The 19,900-nt window shown below is 39.9% G+C and carries 18 protein-coding genes and 1 rRNA gene; 18 read left to right on the forward strand and 1 reads right to left on the reverse strand.

The window, feature by feature from the left end:
* Positions 1–251 precede the first annotated feature (251 nt).
* The 17 genes from rrf to ybaK all read left to right on the forward strand — a co-directional run bounded on the left by rrf (position 252) and on the right by ybaK (position 18,380).
* Positions 252–367, forward strand: a 5S ribosomal RNA gene (gene rrf, locus B1B04_RS00005).
* Positions 368–1,196: 829 nt separating this feature from the next.
* Positions 1,197–2,063 carry a MurR/RpiR family transcriptional regulator gene (locus tag B1B04_RS00015; protein WP_079559292.1) on the forward strand — a complete coding sequence of 289 codons (867 nt, stop codon included), beginning with the start codon at positions 1,197–1,199 and terminating at the stop codon, positions 2,061–2,063.
* A gap of 5 nt (positions 2,064–2,068) precedes the next feature.
* Positions 2,069–3,184 (forward strand): M20 peptidase aminoacylase family protein, encoded by a 1,116-nt coding sequence (locus B1B04_RS00020; RefSeq protein WP_079559293.1) that lies wholly within the window; start codon positions 2,069–2,071, stop codon positions 3,182–3,184.
* Between the two features lie 45 nt (positions 3,185–3,229).
* Positions 3,230–4,069 (forward strand): GNAT family N-acetyltransferase, encoded by an 840-nt coding sequence (locus B1B04_RS00025; RefSeq protein WP_079559294.1) that lies wholly within the window; start codon positions 3,230–3,232, stop codon positions 4,067–4,069.
* Positions 4,044–5,150, forward strand: a complete 1,107-nt coding sequence (gene menC / locus B1B04_RS00030; protein WP_079559295.1) for an o-succinylbenzoate synthase — start codon at positions 4,044–4,046, stop codon at positions 5,148–5,150. Before B1B04_RS00025 ends, menC begins: the two co-directional genes overlap by 26 nt.
* 185 nt (positions 5,151–5,335) lie before the next feature.
* Positions 5,336–6,388: a YkvI family membrane protein gene (locus B1B04_RS00035; protein WP_079559296.1), complete on the forward strand. Its 1,053-nt coding sequence runs from the start codon at positions 5,336–5,338 to the stop codon at positions 6,386–6,388.
* 434 nt (positions 6,389–6,822) lie between these two features.
* Entirely contained in the window at positions 6,823–7,473 is a 651-nt protein-coding gene (locus B1B04_RS00040; protein WP_079559798.1) for a TetR/AcrR family transcriptional regulator, read from the forward strand.
* Positions 7,474–7,560: 87 nt separating this feature from the next.
* On the forward strand, positions 7,561–8,703 hold the full coding sequence (locus B1B04_RS00045; protein WP_079559297.1) for an acyl-CoA dehydrogenase: 1,143 nt from the start codon (positions 7,561–7,563) through the stop codon (positions 8,701–8,703).
* A gap of 23 nt (positions 8,704–8,726) precedes the next feature.
* Positions 8,727–10,361 (forward strand): AMP-binding protein, encoded by a 1,635-nt coding sequence (locus B1B04_RS00050; RefSeq protein ID WP_079559298.1) that lies wholly within the window; start codon positions 8,727–8,729, stop codon positions 10,359–10,361.
* A gap of 15 nt (positions 10,362–10,376) precedes the next feature.
* Complete coding sequence (locus B1B04_RS00055) at positions 10,377–11,735, forward strand: acetyl-CoA carboxylase biotin carboxylase subunit (protein ID WP_079559299.1); 1,359 nt, start codon at positions 10,377–10,379, stop codon at positions 11,733–11,735.
* Positions 11,736–12,053: 318 nt separating this feature from the next.
* A complete protein-coding gene (locus tag B1B04_RS00060; RefSeq protein ID WP_079559300.1) occupies positions 12,054–12,266 on the forward strand; it encodes an acetyl-CoA carboxylase biotin carboxyl carrier protein subunit in 213 nt (70 codons plus the stop codon).
* 12 nt (positions 12,267–12,278) lie between these two features.
* A complete protein-coding gene (locus tag B1B04_RS00065; protein ID WP_079559301.1) occupies positions 12,279–13,196 on the forward strand; it encodes a hydroxymethylglutaryl-CoA lyase in 918 nt (305 codons plus the stop codon).
* Positions 13,193–13,975, forward strand: coding sequence for an enoyl-CoA hydratase (locus B1B04_RS00070; protein WP_079559302.1), 783 nt, complete (start codon positions 13,193–13,195; stop codon positions 13,973–13,975). The genes B1B04_RS00065 and B1B04_RS00070 overlap by 4 nt, the downstream gene beginning before the upstream one ends.
* A gap of 264 nt (positions 13,976–14,239) precedes the next feature.
* Positions 14,240–15,778 carry an acyl-CoA carboxylase subunit beta gene (locus B1B04_RS00075; RefSeq protein WP_079559303.1) on the forward strand — a complete coding sequence of 513 codons (1,539 nt, stop codon included), beginning with the start codon at positions 14,240–14,242 and terminating at the stop codon, positions 15,776–15,778.
* Between the two features lie 224 nt (positions 15,779–16,002).
* Positions 16,003–16,563: a VanZ family protein gene (locus tag B1B04_RS00080; protein ID WP_094075055.1), complete on the forward strand. Its 561-nt coding sequence runs from the start codon at positions 16,003–16,005 to the stop codon at positions 16,561–16,563.
* 572 nt (positions 16,564–17,135) lie between these two features.
* Complete coding sequence (locus tag B1B04_RS00085) at positions 17,136–17,861, forward strand: hypothetical protein (protein ID WP_079559304.1); 726 nt, start codon at positions 17,136–17,138, stop codon at positions 17,859–17,861.
* Positions 17,862–17,885: 24 nt separating this feature from the next.
* Complete coding sequence (gene ybaK / locus B1B04_RS00090; protein ID WP_079559305.1) at positions 17,886–18,380, forward strand: Cys-tRNA(Pro) deacylase; 495 nt, start codon at positions 17,886–17,888, stop codon at positions 18,378–18,380.
* Positions 18,381–18,478: 98 nt separating this feature from the next.
* On the opposite strand, the gene B1B04_RS00095 is transcribed toward ybaK, so the two are convergent.
* Entirely contained in the window at positions 18,479–18,661 is a 183-nt protein-coding gene (locus B1B04_RS00095; protein WP_079559306.1) for a hypothetical protein, read from the reverse strand.
* 116 nt (positions 18,662–18,777) lie between these two features.
* Between B1B04_RS00095 and B1B04_RS00100 the strand changes: the two genes are divergently transcribed.
* The gene (locus tag B1B04_RS00100) at positions 18,778–19,854 is read left to right on the forward strand and encodes a nucleotide kinase (RefSeq protein WP_079559307.1); all 1,077 of its coding nucleotides are present in this window, start codon (positions 18,778–18,780) and stop codon (positions 19,852–19,854) included.
* Positions 19,855–19,900 lie beyond the last annotated feature (46 nt).

Below are 19,900 nucleotides of genomic sequence, written 5' to 3' on the forward strand. Positions count from 1 at the left end.
TCAAGGGTTTCAAGATACGAGTAGTTCGAGGAAGCGATGGAGAGAGGGAAGGAGCGTACTCAAGTACGTGACTGACTGAACGACTGAAGCTGACGAAGAAATGCGATGTATATTGAAAGCCGAAGAGAGCTTCAAGACACAAGTAGTACAAGGAAGCAAACGAGTGAATGAGGGAGCGTACCTCTGTACGTGACCGATTGAACGAGAGAAGCTGACGCAGTAATACGCCGTGTATTGGAGGTCGACAATAGTCTAGTGATGATGGCAAAGAGGTCACACCCGTTCCCATACCGAACACGGAAGTTAAGCTCTTTAGCGCCGATGGTAGTTGGGGGCTTCCCCCTGTGAGAGTAGGACATCGCTAGGCACCTGAAAAAAGTCGTGGATTTATTCCTCGGCTTTTTTGTTTGCAGTTTTATAGAACGAGAGAACTTTCCTTCCTCAAGGTGTATAGGACGATAACCTAAGTGGGAGAATTTCTTTTTGCAAGACTAGAATGCTACACAAAATCTTGAATTCAGCAAAACAGAGTTAATTTCTTAAGATTAACTCTGCTTTTTTATTCTCCGCAAACCGAATCTTTAACGAAAGCCACCTCTAACTACGCTCACCCTTTTTTCCGAAAACAACTGATAATCCAAGAAAAATATACGGATATGATAGAAGTGTCAATTCAAGAAAGCCTAACCCGAATAATGAAGAGTATTCATCTGCATCAAACATATATTTATCAATTAACAAATAACTAGATATAGACAGAATAACCAGTAATAGTCCGATCATATTAAATTTACAGATTGTATAAATAGTTACTAGAATATAAATCAAACTAAGCAAAATTAAAAAGAAGAAAATATACAACGGTTCATAAACACTTACTACATCCCTCCTAATATTAAGTAATAACTTTCCTGCCCCTGTACTTTATAATGTTCGAAACGAACAAGGGTTACCAATTATAAACAAATCCACCGTTAAAGATTAACGAAAATTCATTCCTGCTTATTGAACAAGCCCACTCGATTGGTTGAAAAGCAGCAATCTTTTAAAAAACAGCCATTTTCATTGATTTCAGAAGATATAAACAGAACTTTCAGAAAATATATTGAATTGTGAAAAAAACTATGCTAGGCTATGTATCATGCAGAATGAAGTTAAAACTTCAAAAATAAAATAAAAAAGGATGTACTTCTTTGATGGGTAATCAAACAATTCACCAAGTCATTCAACATAAATACCAGGAGCTTTCGAAGAGTCAGCAGAAGGTAGCTGTCTTTATTCTCAAAAATATGCAGACTGCAGGTATTCATTCAGCTGCTTATGTGGGGGAGAGAGCAGGGGTAAGTGAAACGACAGTTATCCGCTTTTGCTACGCTATAGGATTATCGGGTTATGCTGAGTTGCAACGTGAGATTACGATGCATTTATTCAATGAAGGGAATACTAGTAGTTTGCAAAATTATTTGCAATCAAAGCAGGCGCTTTTTGAAACGCCGCGGTTTTATGAAAAAACGATGGAAAAGGATGCATCTAGCATTTTAAACGTTGCAAAGAACATTAACGAAGAAGATTTTAATCGTGCTTCCATCCTGCTGCATACGAAGAAAAAAATCTATATTGTTGGGAATGGCTCGTCCCATTTAGCGGCACAATGGTTGTATTTTACGTTAAATATGCTGCGTCCTAACGTCGTGATTTTAGATTTTGATACTAGTGAAATCATTAGAGCTTTACAAGAAATTGATGAGGATAGTGTGGTCATTATTTTATCGTTCCATCGCTATTTTAAAGAGCCGATTCAATTTGCAGCTGAAATTCAAGAGAAACATTGTGAAATCATTGGCATTACAGATTCTAAAATTGCACCTATTACACAATATGCGACGATTACTTTTATAAATGAACAACAAGAAATGTCTACGATTGATGCAATGCCAGCACTTATTTCATTTTTAAATACTTTAATTGCAGGTATGACTGCACAGGATCACGACTATTATGAAAATCAACGCGTAAAATATGATGATTTCCAAAATAGCTTTTTAGCAAATCGATGGAGTTGAATGATATGAATCAAGTATTACAAAACTTACAGCCGAGATTGACGGAGATTTTTACACATTTACATGAGCATCCGGAAATAAGCTGGCAGGAAAAGCAGACAACGAAGTACATCGCCAATTTATTGAAGGAGGCACAGATGGAGCCTCAGTTATTCGAAGACATGACCGGACTGTATGTAGATATTGGGAAAGGAACACCGAGAGTCGGATTTCGTACGGATATCGATGCACTATGGCAGGAAGTAGATGATGTATTTAAGGCGAATCATTCTTGTGGTCATGATGGTCATATGACGATGGCTATTGGGACAGCACTAGCGTTGAAGGATATGGAGCACTTGCTTCCCGGTGCAGTACGTATTCTTTTTCAGCCTGCTGAAGAAAAAGCACAGGGTGCCCGAGCATTCGTTGAAAAGGGGCTTATTGATCCTCTAGAATACTTATTTGGTGTCCATGTTCGTCCGGTGAAAGAATTACGGGACGGAACGTACGCCCCGGCCTTGTATCACGGTGCGGCAAAGCTTTTTACGGGGACTATTATTGGAGAAGAGGCTCATGGCGCACGACCTGAACTTGGCATTAATGCCATTGAGGTAGGGTCCGCAATTATTGAAGGTTTACAAAAAATCTGGACAGACCCTAATGTCTCTTCGTCAGTCAAAATGACGCAATTTAATGCAGGAGGAACCTCTACAAATATTATTCCTGGGAAAGCAACATTTAGCATTGATGCACGGGCACAAACAAATGAAGTAATGGAGGCTCTCACGGATGGTGTTGAACGTGTAAAAGCATCGGTTGAAGCGATGTATGGAGCCGAAATTTCTTTAACTGTAGATGCACATATCGTTGCAGCATTAGTGAATGATGAGGCCTTACAGCATATGAATTCCGCTATTATTGATGTGGTTGGGGAAAGCGCATGTGCTCCACCAGTCGTTACCCCTGGAGGAGAGGATTTTCATTTTTATACGTATGAGCGTCCGAACCTTAAAGCAACAATGCTTGGCTTAGGTTGTGGTGTAACACCAGGCTTACATCATCCGAAAATGACCTTTAATCGAGAGCGGCTTATTACAGGAGTGAGCATTATTACGAGAGCAATTTTACGAGCTTTATAGAACGAGCCGTTCATTTAGGATAAAGATATAGAAAGAAGTGATAGGATGATTGATATACGAGAAATAAAGACAATCGAGCAGCTGGAACAAGTTCAGCAATTGGAATATAACATTTGGGGGATGCCTTCTATTCCCATTCATCAAACGTTAACCGCTGTGAAAAATGGTGGGATCGTTGTGGGTGCCTATGATGGTGACCAATTAGTTGGCTTTAGCTATGGCTTTTCGGGGTTTCGAGAGGGCAAAAGCTATTTGTGTTCCCATATGTTGGGGATAGAAGAAAACTACCGTTCTCAAGGAATAGGTGAAAAATTAAAATATGCCCAGCAAGCCATTGCTATAGAACGGGGCTATGATTTAATGGTATGGACCTTTGATCCGCTGGAGACACGAAATGGTTATCTTAATCTCTCCAAATTAAATGGTATTTGTTATACGTATATAGAAAATTGCTATGGAGAAATGCAGGATGGTTTAAATAAGGGGTTACCTTCTGATCGTTTTGAGGTGAGCTGGTATATAACCTCTGATTACGTCAATAAAAGCGTTTCAATAGACGCAAAGAATGCCATACCAGTAGCTAGTTGTGTACAAAATGAACAAGGATTCCTATGTTTAGAAGTAACTGAAAATTTGAAATATAACAACGATTTATATACGCTGCCTGTACCAAAGGATTTTCAAGCATTGAAGTTGCAAGATCCGGCATTAGCATTGGACTGGCGCTTCAAAACGAGACGCTTAGTACAACAATTATTTGCACAAGGTTATGCAGCTGTTCAATTGCAACAGCAAGAAAATTACAATGAGTATGTTCTCGTTAAATTAGAAACTTTAGGACTGGAAGGGGCAAAGCAATATGAAAATAACGGAATTTACCATTAGACATTTAAAGATGAAATTAAAAGAACCATTTACAACAAGCTTTGGCACATTTGATGATAAGGATTTTTTAGTTTTAGAGGTTAAAGATGAATCAGGAACAATCGGTTGGGGAGAATCTGTCGCCTTCCACTCTCCTTGGTACAACGAGGAAACATTACAAACGAACTGGCACATGCTAGAAGATTTCTTAATTCCTCTTATTTTAAATAAAGAGCTTCAGCATCCGGATGAGGTCAATGAGCTATTTAAACCGATTCGTAAAAATAATATGGCAAAATCAACGATAGAAGGTGCTATTTGGGATATTTATGCCCAACAGACGAATCAATCTCTCGCGGCTGCACTTGGTGGCAAAAAGGACAATATTGAAGTTGGAATCAGTATCGGTATTCAAAAATCAATCGAGGACTTAGTAGCGTTAGTAGATGGTTTTGTGAATGAAGGCTATAAACGAATGAAAATTAAAATCAAACCAGGTTGGGATGTAGAAGTAATGCGTATATTACGTGAGACGTTCCCAGATGTGGCGTTTATGGCGGATGCGAACTCAGCTTATCGTCTCACAGATGCTGAAACGCTTAAACAGCTAGATGCTTTTAATTTAACAATGATTGAGCAGCCATTGGCGTCAGATGACATTATCGATCACGCAGCTTTACAAAAATTAATCGATACGCCTATCTGCTTGGATGAAAGTATCCATTCATTAGAGGATGCACGTAAAGCTGTTGAATTGGGCAGTACTAAAATTATTAACATTAAAATTGGACGTGTCGGTGGCTTAACTGAAGCTAAGAAAATACATGATTATTGTGAGGCAAATGACATTCCTGTTTGGTGTGGCGGCATGCTTGAGTCGGGTATTGGTCGTGCACATAATGTGGCGTTAACTACATTATCGAATTTTATTTTACCTGGCGATACAGCAGGTTCCAGTCGATATTGGGAAAAAGACATTATCGACCCAGAAGTTGTGGTGAAGGACGGCTTTATTGAAGTTCCTCAAAAAGCGGGTATCGGTTATGAAGTAAATAGAGAGACGATCGACTTGTTTACAGTAGCACAGAAAACTTATAAATAATGTGACTAAATAGAGGAGCTCAGGCTAAGAACTTCACATCCTGTGAAAACGCCTGAATGATCAACATCGTGCTGTTGCTGGCGCTACGCTTTCACGCATAAGACATTTGTTGGCCTATAGCCTCCAGTGGATGTCACGGAATTATGCCGAGGCATAATTGATTTAAATAGAAAAGCAGGTGTTCTATGAAAAAAAGTTGGCAGATAGGTGGCGCGTTTGTAGGATTAATCGTTGGTGCTGGCTTCGCATCAGGACAAGAAATTATGCAATACTTTACGAGTTTTGGTCTTTACGGTATAGCAGGAGGAATTGTCGCAACAATTGCTTTTGCGTTTTTAGGGATGAGTCTAGCGCAATTAGGGGCAGATTCACAAACGACATCTCATAAAGAGGTAATCTATCAAATCGGTGGGCGCTATGTTGGCGTACTATTAGATATAGTCATAACGTTCTTCTTATTTGGTGTGGCAGTTGTTATGTTTGCGGGATCAGGGTCAACGTTTGAGCAAATGTTTGGTATGAACCCGATGATCGGCAGCATTTTCATGGTAATCATTACGATTTTAACGCTGCTATTAAATGTGAAAAATATTATTAATATAATAGCTTTAGTGACGCCATATTTGATGGGGATCGTTTTTATCATATTAATTTACTCTATTTTCACAATGGATTTAACAATTGCAGAACAGAATGTACTAGCGAAAGAGCAATCATCTGCGGCTTCCAATTGGCTAGTAGGGGCACTCCTCTATGTATCTTATAACATAGCTGCTGGTACAGCGATGCTAATTGTTATGGGGGGAACGGTTAAAGAGCGCAAGATTGCTGGTTTAGGCGGTTTTCTTGGTGGTATTATGCTCGGTGTTTTAATCATACTTATTAATATTGCTTTATTCGTTAAAATGGACGTAGTTGGTGGGACAGCAATGCCAACATTAGAGTTAGCCAAACAAATTCATCCTGTAGTGGGGATTTTAATGTCTATTGCTTTATTAGGCATGATGTACAATACGGCTGTAGGAATGCTTTACGCATTTACAGTACGTTTTATAGCGCCTGACCATAAATATTTTAAAATAGGAATTGTGGTAATTGGTTTAATAGGCTTTGTTGCGAGTTTAGTTGGGTTCACGACATTAGTTGGAAAGGTTTATTCAACAATGGGCTATTTAGGTTTTGCGTTAATTATTGCAATCATTATCTCGTGGTTACGAAAAATACCAAAAGCTTCATAACTATGTTTTGTAGATTCTCTAGTGTGATTGTACAGCACTAGGGAATTTTTTTGAGATTTTAGTAATAAAAATAAGATGGGAAGCATACAGTAATTGTAGGTTTTTTATTTGTGGTGGTTTTTAAAATTCTACTTTATGTAAAATAAATTCTCGAAAAATTAATTAAAATCTATATAGATGCTAGACACTGAATTTTCAGAATGCTATATTAATGGTGTCATAGTTTTTTAATAATTAGGGAAAATAAGGGGTTGTCACCAGAATTATAGGGTGGCATTGCATATTGTTAAAACGTATGTCATAGAGACTGGACGCCCTTAGGAAAGCGCTCAGTTGGAACGGAAATCAAGCACACATTATGGCAATGACCAGAAACCTTTTCTAATTATAAAGAGTGATTAAGTAAAGAGTTATAAGAAGGATGATAGATGCCTATGGTAAAGAAAACATTAAAACAACGCATTGTTGACGCTTCTGTAGTGCTATTTCAGCAAGATGGCTATCACAATGTAACTGTTGATCGCATTGTTGAATACATTGGTGCTTCAAAGGGTGGATTTTATCATAATTTTAAATCGAAAGATGAACTGTTGTATGAAATTCATGATGTATTTATTTCGTATGTGATTAAACAGTCACAGGAGGCATATGACAAATACGAGACACCGATTACACGTTTATGTGCAATGCTGCAAACACTGACACAAGTATTTGATATGTATCAAGCACATATTACTGTTTTTTATGAAGAAAGCCGTTCATTGCCGGAGGAATATAGTGAAATTATTCATAATAAACGAGATCAATATCGGGATATTTTACAAAAAGTCATAGCGGAAGGCCAGCAAACAAAGGATTTTCGTACAGAACTACCTTGTACTATTGTAACGATGGCTATTGTCGGGATGATTAACTGGACATATAAATGGTTTAAGCAATCAGGTCCATTAACAATGGAGGAAATTACAGAAGTATTTACGGATATGGTATTGCGTGCGATTGTCACTGAGCAAGCAAAGGACGAAGCGGTTCAATTTATGGTCAAGGAGAAGCCAGCAGAAAAGACTGGTTTTATTAATATTTAATACAAACCGACTGGTCGGTATTCATTTATTACAGCTGTCATCTGAACGAAATCTGCTATGGCAAATTAAACATTAGGGGGACTGGGGATGAACTTTGAACTAACGAAAGAGCAAGAGATGATTCGAGATATGGTACGTGACTTTGCTGAAAAAGAAATTAAACCGTATGCTCGTGAGGTTGACGAGACATCGACGATGAGAATAGAGAGCTTTAAAAAGATGGCAGAGCTAGGCTTATTAGGGATCCCGTTTCCTGAAGAGTACGGCGGTTCAGGCGGAGATACTGTTTCCTATGCACTTGCTGTTGAAGAAATCGGCCGTGCGTGTGGCGGTACAGGATTAAGCTATGCAGCAGCAGTTAGCTTAGGTGCTTCGCCTATTTACAATTTCGGCACAGAGGAGCAAAAGCAAGAATGGCTTGTTCCGTTAGCGAAGGGGGAAACATTAGGTTCGTTTGGTCTAACAGAGCCAAATGCAGGTTCAGATGCTGGTGGAACACTTACAACAGCTGTAATTGATGGTGATGATTACATCATTAATGGTGAAAAATGCTGGATCACAAACGCGGGCTTTGCACGCCAAATTATTGTGACAGCAGTGACAGGTAAACGTGAAGATGGTAAAAAAATTATCTCATCTATCATTGTACCAACTAACACTCCTGGCGTAACGATCAACTGCAATTACGACAAAATGGGTGTACGTGGCTCCAATACATGTGAGATTATTTTGCAAAATGTTCGTGTACCAAGGGCTAATCTTTTAGGGGATGAAAAACGTGGATTTAGCCAATTTTTAAATACGTTAGACGGTGGGCGTATTTCCATTGCTGCATTATCAGTAGGAATTGCACAGGCAGCTTATGAGAAAGCATTAAAATACGCTAAAGAACGTGAACAATTTGGTGCACCTATATCAAAACTTCAGGCAATACAATTTAAATTAGCCGATATGGCAATGGAGATAGAGCTTGCACGTACGTTAGTACATAAGGCGGCATGGCTTAAAGATCAAAAGAAACCATTCGGGAAGGAAGCGGCAATGGCAAAATTATTCGCCTCTGAAATGGGCTTCCGCACTTGTAATCAAGCAATTCAAATTCACGGTGGTTCAGGGTATATGAAAGAATACGATGTAGAGCGTCATCTACGTGACATTAAGTTAATGGAAATCGGTGAGGGTACCTCTGAAATTCAACGTCTCGTTATTTCTCGTCTAATTGGTTGCTAATCATCTTAACTAGGGGGATTTTCATGGCAGAACTTGTGTATCAAACTATTGGTCAATTGCTAGATGAACAATCTGAAAAATATCCACAACGCGAAGCATTAGTATATGCAGATAGGGATTTACGTATGACTTATGAGGAGCTCAATCGGCAAAGCCGTTTAGTCGCTAGAGGGTTGATGGCTCTTGGAATAGAGAAGGGTGAGCATATTGCAGTTTGGACGACTAATGTTCCAGAATGGGTGCAGCTGCAATTTGGTACAGGTAAAATGGGAGCCCCAATCGTCACTGTAAACACTAATTATCGTTCAAGCGAGTTGGAATATTTATTGAAGCAATCCGATGCAAAAACGATTATTTTAATTGAAAATTATCGAGACCATTCTTTTATAAATACACTGCAAGAGTTATGTCCAGAGCTTGAACATTGTGAACCAGGTAATTTGCAATCAGAGCGACTACCTTTATTAAAAAATGTTATTTTAATTGGCGAGACAAAATATCCCGGAGTGCTAAACTGGTCGGATGTGTTATCTGCTGCAGAGCAAATAACGGAGGAGCAATTAGATCAAAGACAGCAAGCACTTCATTATGATGATGTTATTAATATTCAATATACCTCAGGAACAACAGGTTTTCCGAAAGGTGTTATGTTAACGCATTATAACTTAGTCAATAATGCGATTAATATTGCAGAATGTATGCGTTTAACTTACGAAGATCGCTTGTGCATCCCTGTCCCATTCTTCCATTGCTTTGGCTGTGTAATTGGAACATTAGCGATTACTACTAGTGGTGGGACGATGGTACCAGTACAAGAGTTTTCACCTACTGAGGTGTTACAAACGGTTGAAAAAGAAAAGTGTACCGCGTTACATGGCGTGCCAACGATGTTCATTAGTGAGCTTAATTTACCGGATTTTGCGTCTTTTGATCTATCAACGTTGCGTACTGGAGTAATGGCTGGCTCTAACTGTCCAATCGAGGTTATGAAGGCCGTTATCGACAAAATGGGCATGAAGGATATTACGATTTGTTACGGGCAAACAGAAGCCTCACCTGTTATTACACAAACGAGGGCTAATGACCCGCTACTGTTAAAGGTTGAAACAGTTGGCCGTGCATTGCCAAATCTAGAAGTTAAAATTGTCATTCCTGGTACAAACGAAGAAGCTGCGCCGAATGAGCAAGGGGAGCTATGTACGAGAGGCTACCAAGTCATGAAAGGTTACTATAATAACCCGGAAGAAACGCTTCTTGCAATAGATGAGGATAACTGGCTGCATACCGGGGATTTGGCAACGATGGATGAGGCGGGCTATGTACGTGTAACAGGGCGTTTAAAAGATATGATTATTCGTGGCGGTGAAAATATATCTCCTCGAGAAATTGAAGAATTCCTTTACACACACTCCAAAATTGCAGATGTACAGGTTGCAGGTGTTCCTGATCCTGTTTATGGAGAGGAAGCGGCAGCTTGGATTATATTGCGAGAAGGAGAGCAGGCAACAGAGGAAGAGATTCGAGATTATTGTCGGGATAAAATCTCTAGACATAAAATACCACGACATATTTTCTTTATCGAGGATTATCCGATGACTGCATCTGGAAAAGTGCAAAAGTTTAAATTACGAGAAAATTTCGTTCCAACAGTGAAGTAAGAAGGGGGTCAGTGAATGTTCAAGAAGGTGTTAATTGCCAATCGCGGAGAAATAGCTAGACGTGTTATAAGAACATGCAAACGACTAAATGTTCAAACAGTTGCGGTGTATTCTGAGGCAGACGTTGAAAGCTTACATGTGAAGGATGCTGATGAGGCATTTTGCCTTGGAAAGCCACCTGTTGCCCAAAGCTATTTAAATATTGATCGTATTCTTGAAGTAGCGAAGGAAAGCGGCGCTGACGCAATTCATCCGGGCTATGGTTTATTATCAGAAAACGCTGAGTTTGCTAAACGTTGTACAGAAGCGGGCCTCGTATTTATTGGACCAAGCGCGGACGTAATTGCTTCGATGGGCAGTAAATTAGAAGCTCGAAAAACAATGAAAGCTGCAGGTGTACCAATTGTTGAAGGTGTAGAGACACCGGTGAAAGATGTCGCGGAAGCTATTGAAATTGCTTCCCGTCTAGGCTATCCGATTATGTTAAAAGCCTCTGCTGGTGGTGGGGGGATCGGTATGCAGCTCGTTGAAAATGCCGAGGAGTTGGCAAAAGCCTTTGAGGGGAATCAAAAGCGTGCACAGTCATTCTTTGGTGATGGCACGATGTATATGGAACGATTTATTGCGAATCCTCATCACGTCGAGGTACAAATTATTGCAGACCTTGATGGCAATGTCGTACCACTATTTGAACGTGAGTGTTCGATTCAACGTAGAAATCAAAAAGTAGTGGAAGAAGCACCATCTCCATTCATTTCTGAAGAAACAAGAAAAAGAATGCTAGATGCGTCAGTTAAGGCAGTTCAGCATATTGGCTATGTAAATGCTGGTACGATTGAGTATTTAGTAGATGCGGAGCAAAACTTTTATTTCTTAGAGATGAATACGCGCCTACAAGTGGAACATCCAGTGACGGAGGAAATTACAAAACTAGATCTTGTGGAGGAGCAATTAAAAATTGCGGCAAAACAACCACTAGCATTTACTCGCGAGAGCATACAAAGAGAAGGGCATGCAATTGAAGTACGTATTTACGCCGAAAATCCATCGACCTTTTTCCCTTCTCCAGGCACCATTACGGCATTTGAATTGCCTACAGGTGAAGGTATTCGCCATGAATGTGGCGTAGAGGCTGGCACTGCGGTAACACCTTTTTACGACCCAATGATTAGCAAATTAGTCGTGTGGGGAGAAACACGAGCAATTGCGTGTGAAAGACTGATTGAGGCACTTAAAGTGTATAAAGTAGAAGGTATTCAAACAAATATTCCGATGTTGTTGAAAACAGTGACACATGAACAATTTTTAAAGGGCTTTACAACGACTAAATTTGTGGATGAGTATTATTTACCTCAATTAGCAGAGACAAAGTAAGAACATTTATCCTCATTCAGCAGATTCCTGCTGAATGAAGATAATGGCCTCCGGCGGATGTCACGGATTTTAAAAGGAATGAATAAAGGATGTTAGTCTAACACCTTCGCATCCTGCGAAAACGGCTAACTGACCTGCATCGGTAAAGACGCCACGTCCTGTGGCATTACCGAAATGACCGACATCGTGTCGGCCCTCGTGCAGGTCTGTGCACAATTCAAAATCCGGACGCAATTACGCCAAGGCGAAATTGATAAAAGCATTCGCACTTAAACAATGAGTGCGGTTGCGTTATTCATACATTTGGAGGGATTTACAATGGCAACAGTTAAAGCGAGCATGGCAGGAACAGTATGGAAAATCGTTGTAACAGAGGGCGAGAAAGTGACTGCAGGACAAGATGTGGCAATTTTAGAGTCGATGAAAATGGAGATTCCTATTGCAGCAGAAGAAGATGGCGTAGTTATAAAAATCATTGCGAATGAAGGAGATTTCATTAACGTAGATGACGATATTTTAGAAATCGAATAAGGAGGCTTCTTTATGCAGCTACCAAAGCATGTAACGTTAAAGGAAGTTGGTCCTCGTGACGGTTTGCAAAATGAGAAAACGCATATTGCAACTGCCGATAAAATACAGCTAGTAAATTTACTTAGTCAAACTGGATTGAATTATATCGAGGTAACGTCTTTTGTGCATCCGAAGTGGATTCCACAGCTGGCTGATGCAGTGGAGGTTCTTCAAGCCATTAAACGCCAAAAAGATATCACGTATGCGGCACTAGTACCGAACATGCGTGGCTTAGAACGTGCATTGCAGGCTGAAGTAGACGAAGTGAGTGTTTTTATGTCGGCAAGTGAAAGCCATAACCAAAGTAATATTAATAAATCAATCGATGAAACATTTCCGATATTACAGGAAGTTGTGGACGGGGCAAAGGCAGCGCATAAAAACGTACGGGGCTATATCTCAACGGTGATTGGGTGCCCGTATGAAGGTTACATACAACCAGAAAAAGTTTTGCGAGTAACAGAAAAATTACTGGAAATGGGCGTCGATGAAATTTCTCTAGGTGACACGATTGGTGTTGGTGTACCGACACAGGTGGAAAGTCTTTTAGAAGAATTATTAAAAAGATACCCTGTAGAAAATTTTGCGATGCATTTTCATGATACACGTGGTACAGCGCTAGCAAATATCGTTAAATCTTTAGAAATGGGCATTACGAAGTTTGATAGCGCGCTTGGTGGACTTGGGGGCTGTCCATATGCCAAAGGAGCATCAGGTAATGTGGCTACGGAAGATTTATTGTATTTATTAGATGGAATGGGTATTAAAACGGGTGTAGAACTGAATAAAGTGCTAGAGGCTGCACTGTTTATTGAACAGAAACTAGGGAAGGCAGTCGCCTCTAAACAAATGGCGATTGCCCGTAATGAAAGGAGTGCGAGTCAAATATGACGCAACTCGTTCGTTTTGAATTATTAGATGGTTGCATTGGGCTTATTACCCTTTCAAGACCGGAAGCGGCAAATGCGATGTCTGTACAATTGCTCCAAGAACTTAGCGCGACACTCGACAACATAAATGGTGATCCTTCAGTACGAGTCGTCTTACTAACAGGGGCGGGGGAAAAAGCCTTTTGCGCAGGAGCAGATTTAAAAGAGCGTAAAGGGATGCCAGACCGACAAGTAAAGCAGATTGTGCAATTAATCGGAGCAACAGTGGCAAAAGTAGAAGCACTCGCTCAACCAGTTATCGCCGTATTAAATGGCGTTGCTTTTGGTGGCGGACTCGAGCTAGCGTTAGCCTGTGACTTACGCCTGGCAGCTGCCCATGCCAAGATAGGCCTTACGGAAACATCTCTCGGCATCATCCCAGGGGCTGGAGGTACACAACGACTTCCACGACTAATTGGCATTGGAAAAGCGAAGGAATTAATTTATACAGCACGTCGATTAAATGCAGAGGAAGCAAGAAGTTACGGCATTGTAGAGTATGTTCATGAAGGACATGAAGTACTTGAAAAGGCACAGCAGCTTGCGCTTGAAATGGCAAAAAATGCTCCGCTTTCTTTAGTACAGGCGAAAATCGCCATGAATCAAGGTGTTGAAGTCGACTTAGCTACTGGTTTAAAAATCGAATCACTTGCATATAATGCTCTGATTCCTACAGAAGATCGATTAGAGGGCTTACTTGCTTTCCAGGAAAAGCGAACACCGCAATACCTAGGGAAATAAAGACCTGATAATAGATTTTGAAAAGTTATAAAGTAGGATTTTAAAATATTGGCATATCATCAAAAGTGGGGCTAGGTGACTTCTTGGGGCTCATCGAACGCCCCCAGGAAGCTTTGCTCTGTGCGAAAGCGTAGCGACAGCAACAACAAAGCGCCCAGCCGGAACGGAAATCAACCCCACGCTATGATGATGAACTGAAATCTAGGTATATGATTAATTATTTATGCTGAGGCGTAACCGTTTGGGCAAAAGGAGGAATTAACTATGAGCAATGTACCGACAGAAAATACGACGAAAACAATGAAGGAACAAATTTTAGCAGGTGGCCTGCCAAAATATCACGATAAAAATGCACAACAAGGAAAGCTATTTGTACGTGAACGACTCGAATTATTATTAGATGATGGGCTTCAATCAGAAGATGGCTTGTACGCGAACTGCTTAGCAGGGGACCTACCAGCAGATGGCGTAATCACAGGAATCGGTAAAATCCATGGTCGTACTGTTTGTGTTTTAGCAAACGATTCGACGATTAAAGCTGGCTCTTGGGGGAAACGTACAGTAGAAAAAATGATTCGGATTCAAGAAACAGCTGAAAAGCTAAATTGCCCATTACTGTATCTAGTCGATTCAGCAGGTGCACGTATTACTGACCAATTAGAAATGTTTCCTGGTCGCAGAGGAGCAGGACGCATTTTCTATAATCAGGTAAAGCTTTCAGGTAAAATTCCTCAAATATGCTTACTGTTTGGCCCTTCTGCGGCAGGTGGTGCCTATATCCCTGCATTCTGCGATATTGTTGTCATGGTAGAAGGTAATGCATCGATGTATTTAGGATCTCCTCGTATGGCAGAAATGGTTATAGGCGAGAAGGTAGACTTGGAAACAATGGGTGGAGCGAAAATGCACTGTTCTGTTTCCGGTTGTGGAGATGTGCTTGCTAAATCAGAACAGGAAGCTATTTCCTATGCTCGTAAATACTTGAGCTATTTCCCGAATAACTTTGCAGAGCGTAGTAAGGTAGAGGCTCCAAAACCACCAGCTTCATTTGAAAAATCGATTGATGAGCTAATACCGAAAAATCAAAACGTTCCTTTTGATATGTATAAGTTAATTGAACGTATTATTGATGAAGATTCGTTCTGTGAAGTGAAAAAATTATTCGCTCCAGAATTAATTACCGGGCTAGGGCGCATTAATGGGCAACCCGTTGGAATTATCGCCAACCAACCGCGCGTAAAGGGGGGCGTTTTGTTCCACGATTCAGCTGATAAAGCTGCAAAGTTCATTTCACTTTGTGATGCGTTTAATATTCCGCTTCTTTTCCTTGCCGATGTACCAGGGTTTATGATTGGTACGCAGGTTGAAAAAGCAGGGATAATACGCCATGGTGCCAAAATGATTTTTGCAATGAGCGAGGCAACCGTTCCTAAATTAACGGTCATTGTTCGGAAGGCATACGGTGCAGGGCTGTATGCAATGGCAGGTCCTGCTTTTGAGCCAGATTGCTGTATTGCATTATCCAATGCACAAATTGCTGTAATGGGCCCTGAAGCCGCAGTTAACGCAGTATACGCCAATAAAATTGCTGAACTCCCAAAAGAGGAGCAAGCAAGCTTTATCGCAGAGAAACGCAAGGAATACCAAGAGGAAATCGATGTCTATCGTCTAGCTTCAGAGCTGATTATTGATGACGTTATAGAGCCAAATGATTTAAGAAAAGCACTTGAATCACGCTTAGAGCTTTATATGTCAAAGTACTTATTATTCTCAGAACGTAAACATGGAGTAAATCCAGTATAAGGCCTTGAAATAACGCTGTCTCAGCTCATTGAGGCAGCTTTTTTATTTTGTGTTTAACATGATGTTCAGTCATCTCTTTTCTAATCGAACCCAGACAGATGTGAAGGTTACATAATTTGCGATAGTATGCTACAAGGCTTTATCCACCTTATTATTACCACTTGCTTAGGGAAGCGGTGAATATTAAAATTATGTGAGGATATAGGGAAGTAGGTGGTATAGGCATGACAAAAAATAGTATACATAGTGGAGCCAAGCTACCGTTACCTTATCGTTCTTTAATAGATACATATTATTTACCGATAAAGATAGCAGGGTGGATCTTTTTTTGTATCTATTCTGTAATAGCTTTTTATAAACTAGTCATTGATCGTCTTGTGAATGTAGTTGTTATGTTGTTCAATGGCGAGTATTCTCTTGGTGAATTAGGGCTGTTTGATTATAGTAACTGGCGATTAACAACAAATTTTATTCCCTTTGATACAATTCTGCGCTATATAAATTACGCTCAGTATTTTAATGTTGATATCATTATTATTAATTTACTCGGCAATTTATTAATATTTACCCCAATGGGCTTTTTACTACCACTATTATCAAAAAAGTGCCGCAAAGCTTGGATCGTTATTTGTATAGGTTTTATCTCTAGCCTAGCGGTAGAAACTATCCAGTTTATTTTTACGGTTGGATCAGCAGATATTGATGATTTAATTTTAAATACACTAGGAGCATGGCTTGGCTACCTAGCCTATAAAAGTATACTTATTAAACCTAAAGATAGATAGAAACAGTCCTTGCAAAAGGGCTGTTTTTTAGTGGTAACAAATTTAGGATTCATCACGAAAAGTTTTTATTAAAAGTCTACTATGTAAATAAGCTGATTGGAGTGGAGGCTGGGCGACTCCTTGGGGAACAGCAATAGAGGAACGAAGGCTAAAAGCATCACATCCTGTGCTAACGCCTTCGTGTCCAACATCGTGTTGGCCCGAGACCCTGCAGCGAAGCGAAGCGACTCATCGGACGCCCCTAGGAAGCTCTGCTCTGTGCGAAAGCGTAGCAACAGCAACAACAAAGCGCCCAGTCGGAACGGAAATCAACCGCATGTTTTGGTGATGATACAAATATAGAAATACTAAATGAGCATAATACCGGGGGCTCATAGAGGTCTTTGTGCCTGTTTTGTCGAAAGTGAATTATTTCTTTAGGAGCTTAGTATTAATTAACTCTTGAAATTAATAAAGAAAATTCCGATAATTAATGTAAGAAACTGTTTAGAGTGTAAGAGTATAGAAAATAAAAGATAGAATCATATTTTTTATTGAATTTGCATATTAAATAGAAAGCCGAGGTGAATTATATGAAACTATCAAGTTTAATAGAACAAGAAAGACTGTCATCACACGATAATCGTAAAAAGATTTTACAACGAAAACAAGCAGGGGATGCCTATCGAAAAAACGCACTGTATTTTCCGCCAAAGAAAAATCCATTATTGCTTGAGCTAGAAAATTTACTTTTAGGGCATACAGATCAAGAACTCTATGAGCAACAAAAAGAGGAAGCGAAAGAGATCACACCTCAACAGCAAGCAATCATTCAAGATTTGCAACAAACGAAAAATGTGTTCGCACATGAGCAAACGCAAATGCATTATTCTCAGTTAGAGCGTATAGATGAGGAAGCGTCTGTAGTAGAGGATGGGAATGCCGAGGACACGTTACAAATTTTAGAGCAAGTGAGGAATTCAGCATTAGCACCCCCGCAGCCATCACCACAGGATTTACGTGTAGCAGCAAGTGCAAATGCTCAAATACAGCACATGCAAGCGCAATTAAATGGTCAAGAGGTAGATGACAGTGAGCCTGCCTTTGTACGTGAAGGTATTGACGTCAAAGTACCAGAACGGTTTACTAAGGAATTGAAATTGGATCCATTTGTAGATACAATTTTCGGTAAGAGTTATGAGGAGGCATACAGAGCGCGAACATTTAAAAACGCTTCTGAAAAATATGCCACTCATATTCAAATGGCAAAAGAAGGCTATCGACCGGGAAATGACTCCATGATCTCCTTGATAGCCTAATGCTGCAGATAGGAGATTTTTAATATGGCGAAGGCAAAGCATGCGAAAACAAATGCGATAAGATTATTGGAGCAACAAAAAATACAATTCGACGTAATTGAATATGAGACTGGTGACGGCCAAGTTGACGGAATATCAGTTGCTGAAAAAATTGGTCACCCAGTTTCTCATGTTTTCAAAACATTAGTAGCAAAGGCAAGTGCACAAAAGCTTTTTGTATTTGTTATACCTGTAGCAGATGAGCTTGATTTAAAAGCTGCTGCAAAGGTTATCGGAGAGAAAAAAATCGACATGCTCCCAGTCAAGGAGTTACTTGGCTATACAGGCTATGTGCGAGGCGGATGCTCTCCAGTCGGTATGAAGAAGCTTTATCCGACTGTTATTGATGCGTCAGCTCAAGAGCAAGGAAGTATTATTGTGAGTGCCGGAAAAATCGGCATGCAAATCCACGTTCAGCTAGATGATTTAGTCGCTGTGACAAAAGCAAAGCTTGCATCAATCACCACTACCCAAAAATGATATGCTGGGTAGTTTTTTTATTGTCAATTTGCGGAAGTGTCACTTAGATGAGCGATAAACTGCTCGGATAGTCGGGCACTGTCTTTAATTCGAAAACATTACTTTTTATTTTGTTTTTTTATTGTACGTGCAGGGGTAAATATAATCGTTACTAACATTCCTAAATATAAAGCGTACTTTAAAAATTCATTTTTTGAATAACCCAATAAATAAGGCATACCTATTAACGTCATTGCTATACCAATTACAAACAAAACAGTCCCAATTTTTTTATCATACATCGCCCTCCAAACTTAAAAACTCGACTTTTATCCTATTCGTAAAAATTTAAACGTAGCTTTTCATTTTTTAAAAGGTTCCTTCATATAATGCAAGGCATAAGAAAGGGGGATCGAAATTGAACGGAAATGTGACCTATTACTATGGACACGCACTGACTGGGCAAGGAGTTAAACATTTATATAAAGAAATGATGGATGAGGCAGAATTAGTTTATATTTTGCAGGGTGCACCGACGTTTAAAGGATCTGAGCTTCTGAAAGAGCTTGGGTATTTTTATGTAAAGCAGGGCTTTTCGGTGGAGTGGTTTAAGCATGCTTTGCTGGAGGATGTTGTAGAGGCAGTATACGTTCAAGGCTGTAATCGATTATTTGTATGGTCATCGGAGTGGGGGATTGAACCGACTTTTCTTGGCACAAAGCATCGGGTGATGTCATTTTATGATTGCTTAGAAGAAATCCAGCTTGAAAAGGTTGGCGAACAGCTTGCTAATACGATGGCGGAACGAGAGTCATGGCGTGAGAAGTGTATTTCGTCGCTTACTAAAGCTATAAAGATTCATGATGATTGGGAAGTAGTGACACAGAGCTGTATGAACTGGGGGGCATTAAATGACCAGGTTGAACATTTAAAGGCAGAGGTTTTCCAATCGATGGTCTTAAACAAAACAGGTATGCGCACGCATCGCTTACTCGGAACGTTAACTCCGAGGGGGGCCGAAAATACAGTAGATAGTATAACGAAAAATGTATCTCGGAGATTGATGATCAAAGGGAAGCCAGGTACAGGTAAATCTTCGTTAATGAAAGGTTTGGCAGACGAAGCGAATGCGAGAGGGCTCGATGCGCAAATTATTTGGTGTGGCTTGGATGCAAACTCTGTTGATATGGTTCTTATCCCGGAATTAAATTTCTGCATCTTTGATAGTACGGATCCTCATATCTTTGATCCAGAGGACGGCAGATTAGGGGATGAAATTTTCGATATAGGGAAACATTGCGCAATTTCACAAGAAGCTGAAGTTCAAATTGAAGATATTCGAGCAAAGTATAAAGAAGCAATGCAGGATGCAATGGGTTATTCGAAGCGTTATGCGGAAGCGGAGTATACAGTCCGTCGCTTAATAGATAATTGTCTATCGTCATCTCTTTGGCGAGAAAAAACTGCCCCATTATTCGAAAGATTAACAAAGTAATTTTTCTTATAACATGCTTGTGCTACACTAGGAGCTAGAACAGTTT

This window comes from Lysinibacillus sp. KCTC 33748 (assembly GCF_002237755.1).
Taxonomy (GTDB): Bacteria; Bacillota; Bacilli; order Bacillales_A; family Planococcaceae; genus Lysinibacillus.

Bases quoted from the DNA above. Each gene is read 5' to 3' on its own strand.
- B1B04_RS00015 (WP_079559292.1), top strand. From the start codon at position 1,197: ATGGGTAATCAAACAATTCACCAAGTCATTCAACATAAATACCAGGAG.
- B1B04_RS00020 (WP_079559293.1), top strand. From the start codon at position 2,069: ATGAATCAAGTATTACAAAACTTACAGCCGAGATTGACGGAGATTTTT.
- B1B04_RS00025 (WP_079559294.1), top strand. From the start codon at position 3,230: ATGATTGATATACGAGAAATAAAGACAATCGAGCAGCTGGAACAAGTT.
- menC (WP_079559295.1), top strand. From the start codon at position 4,044: ATGAAAATAACGGAATTTACCATTAGACATTTAAAGATGAAATTAAAA.
- B1B04_RS00035 (WP_079559296.1), top strand. From the start codon at position 5,336: ATGAAAAAAAGTTGGCAGATAGGTGGCGCGTTTGTAGGATTAATCGTT.
- B1B04_RS00040 (WP_079559798.1), top strand. From the start codon at position 6,823: ATGGTAAAGAAAACATTAAAACAACGCATTGTTGACGCTTCTGTAGTG.
- B1B04_RS00045 (WP_079559297.1), top strand. From the start codon at position 7,561: ATGAACTTTGAACTAACGAAAGAGCAAGAGATGATTCGAGATATGGTA.
- B1B04_RS00050 (WP_079559298.1), top strand. From the start codon at position 8,727: ATGGCAGAACTTGTGTATCAAACTATTGGTCAATTGCTAGATGAACAA.
- B1B04_RS00055 (WP_079559299.1), top strand. From the start codon at position 10,377: ATGTTCAAGAAGGTGTTAATTGCCAATCGCGGAGAAATAGCTAGACGT.
- B1B04_RS00060 (WP_079559300.1), top strand. From the start codon at position 12,054: ATGGCAACAGTTAAAGCGAGCATGGCAGGAACAGTATGGAAAATCGTT.
- B1B04_RS00065 (WP_079559301.1), top strand. From the start codon at position 12,279: ATGCAGCTACCAAAGCATGTAACGTTAAAGGAAGTTGGTCCTCGTGAC.
- B1B04_RS00070 (WP_079559302.1), top strand. From the start codon at position 13,193: ATGACGCAACTCGTTCGTTTTGAATTATTAGATGGTTGCATTGGGCTT.
- B1B04_RS00075 (WP_079559303.1), top strand. From the start codon at position 14,240: ATGAGCAATGTACCGACAGAAAATACGACGAAAACAATGAAGGAACAA.
- B1B04_RS00080 (WP_094075055.1), top strand. From the start codon at position 16,003: ATGACAAAAAATAGTATACATAGTGGAGCCAAGCTACCGTTACCTTAT.
- B1B04_RS00085 (WP_079559304.1), top strand. From the start codon at position 17,136: ATGAAACTATCAAGTTTAATAGAACAAGAAAGACTGTCATCACACGAT.
- ybaK (WP_079559305.1), top strand. From the start codon at position 17,886: ATGGCGAAGGCAAAGCATGCGAAAACAAATGCGATAAGATTATTGGAG.
- B1B04_RS00095 (WP_079559306.1), bottom strand. From the start codon at position 18,661: ATGTATGATAAAAAAATTGGGACTGTTTTGTTTGTAATTGGTATAGCA.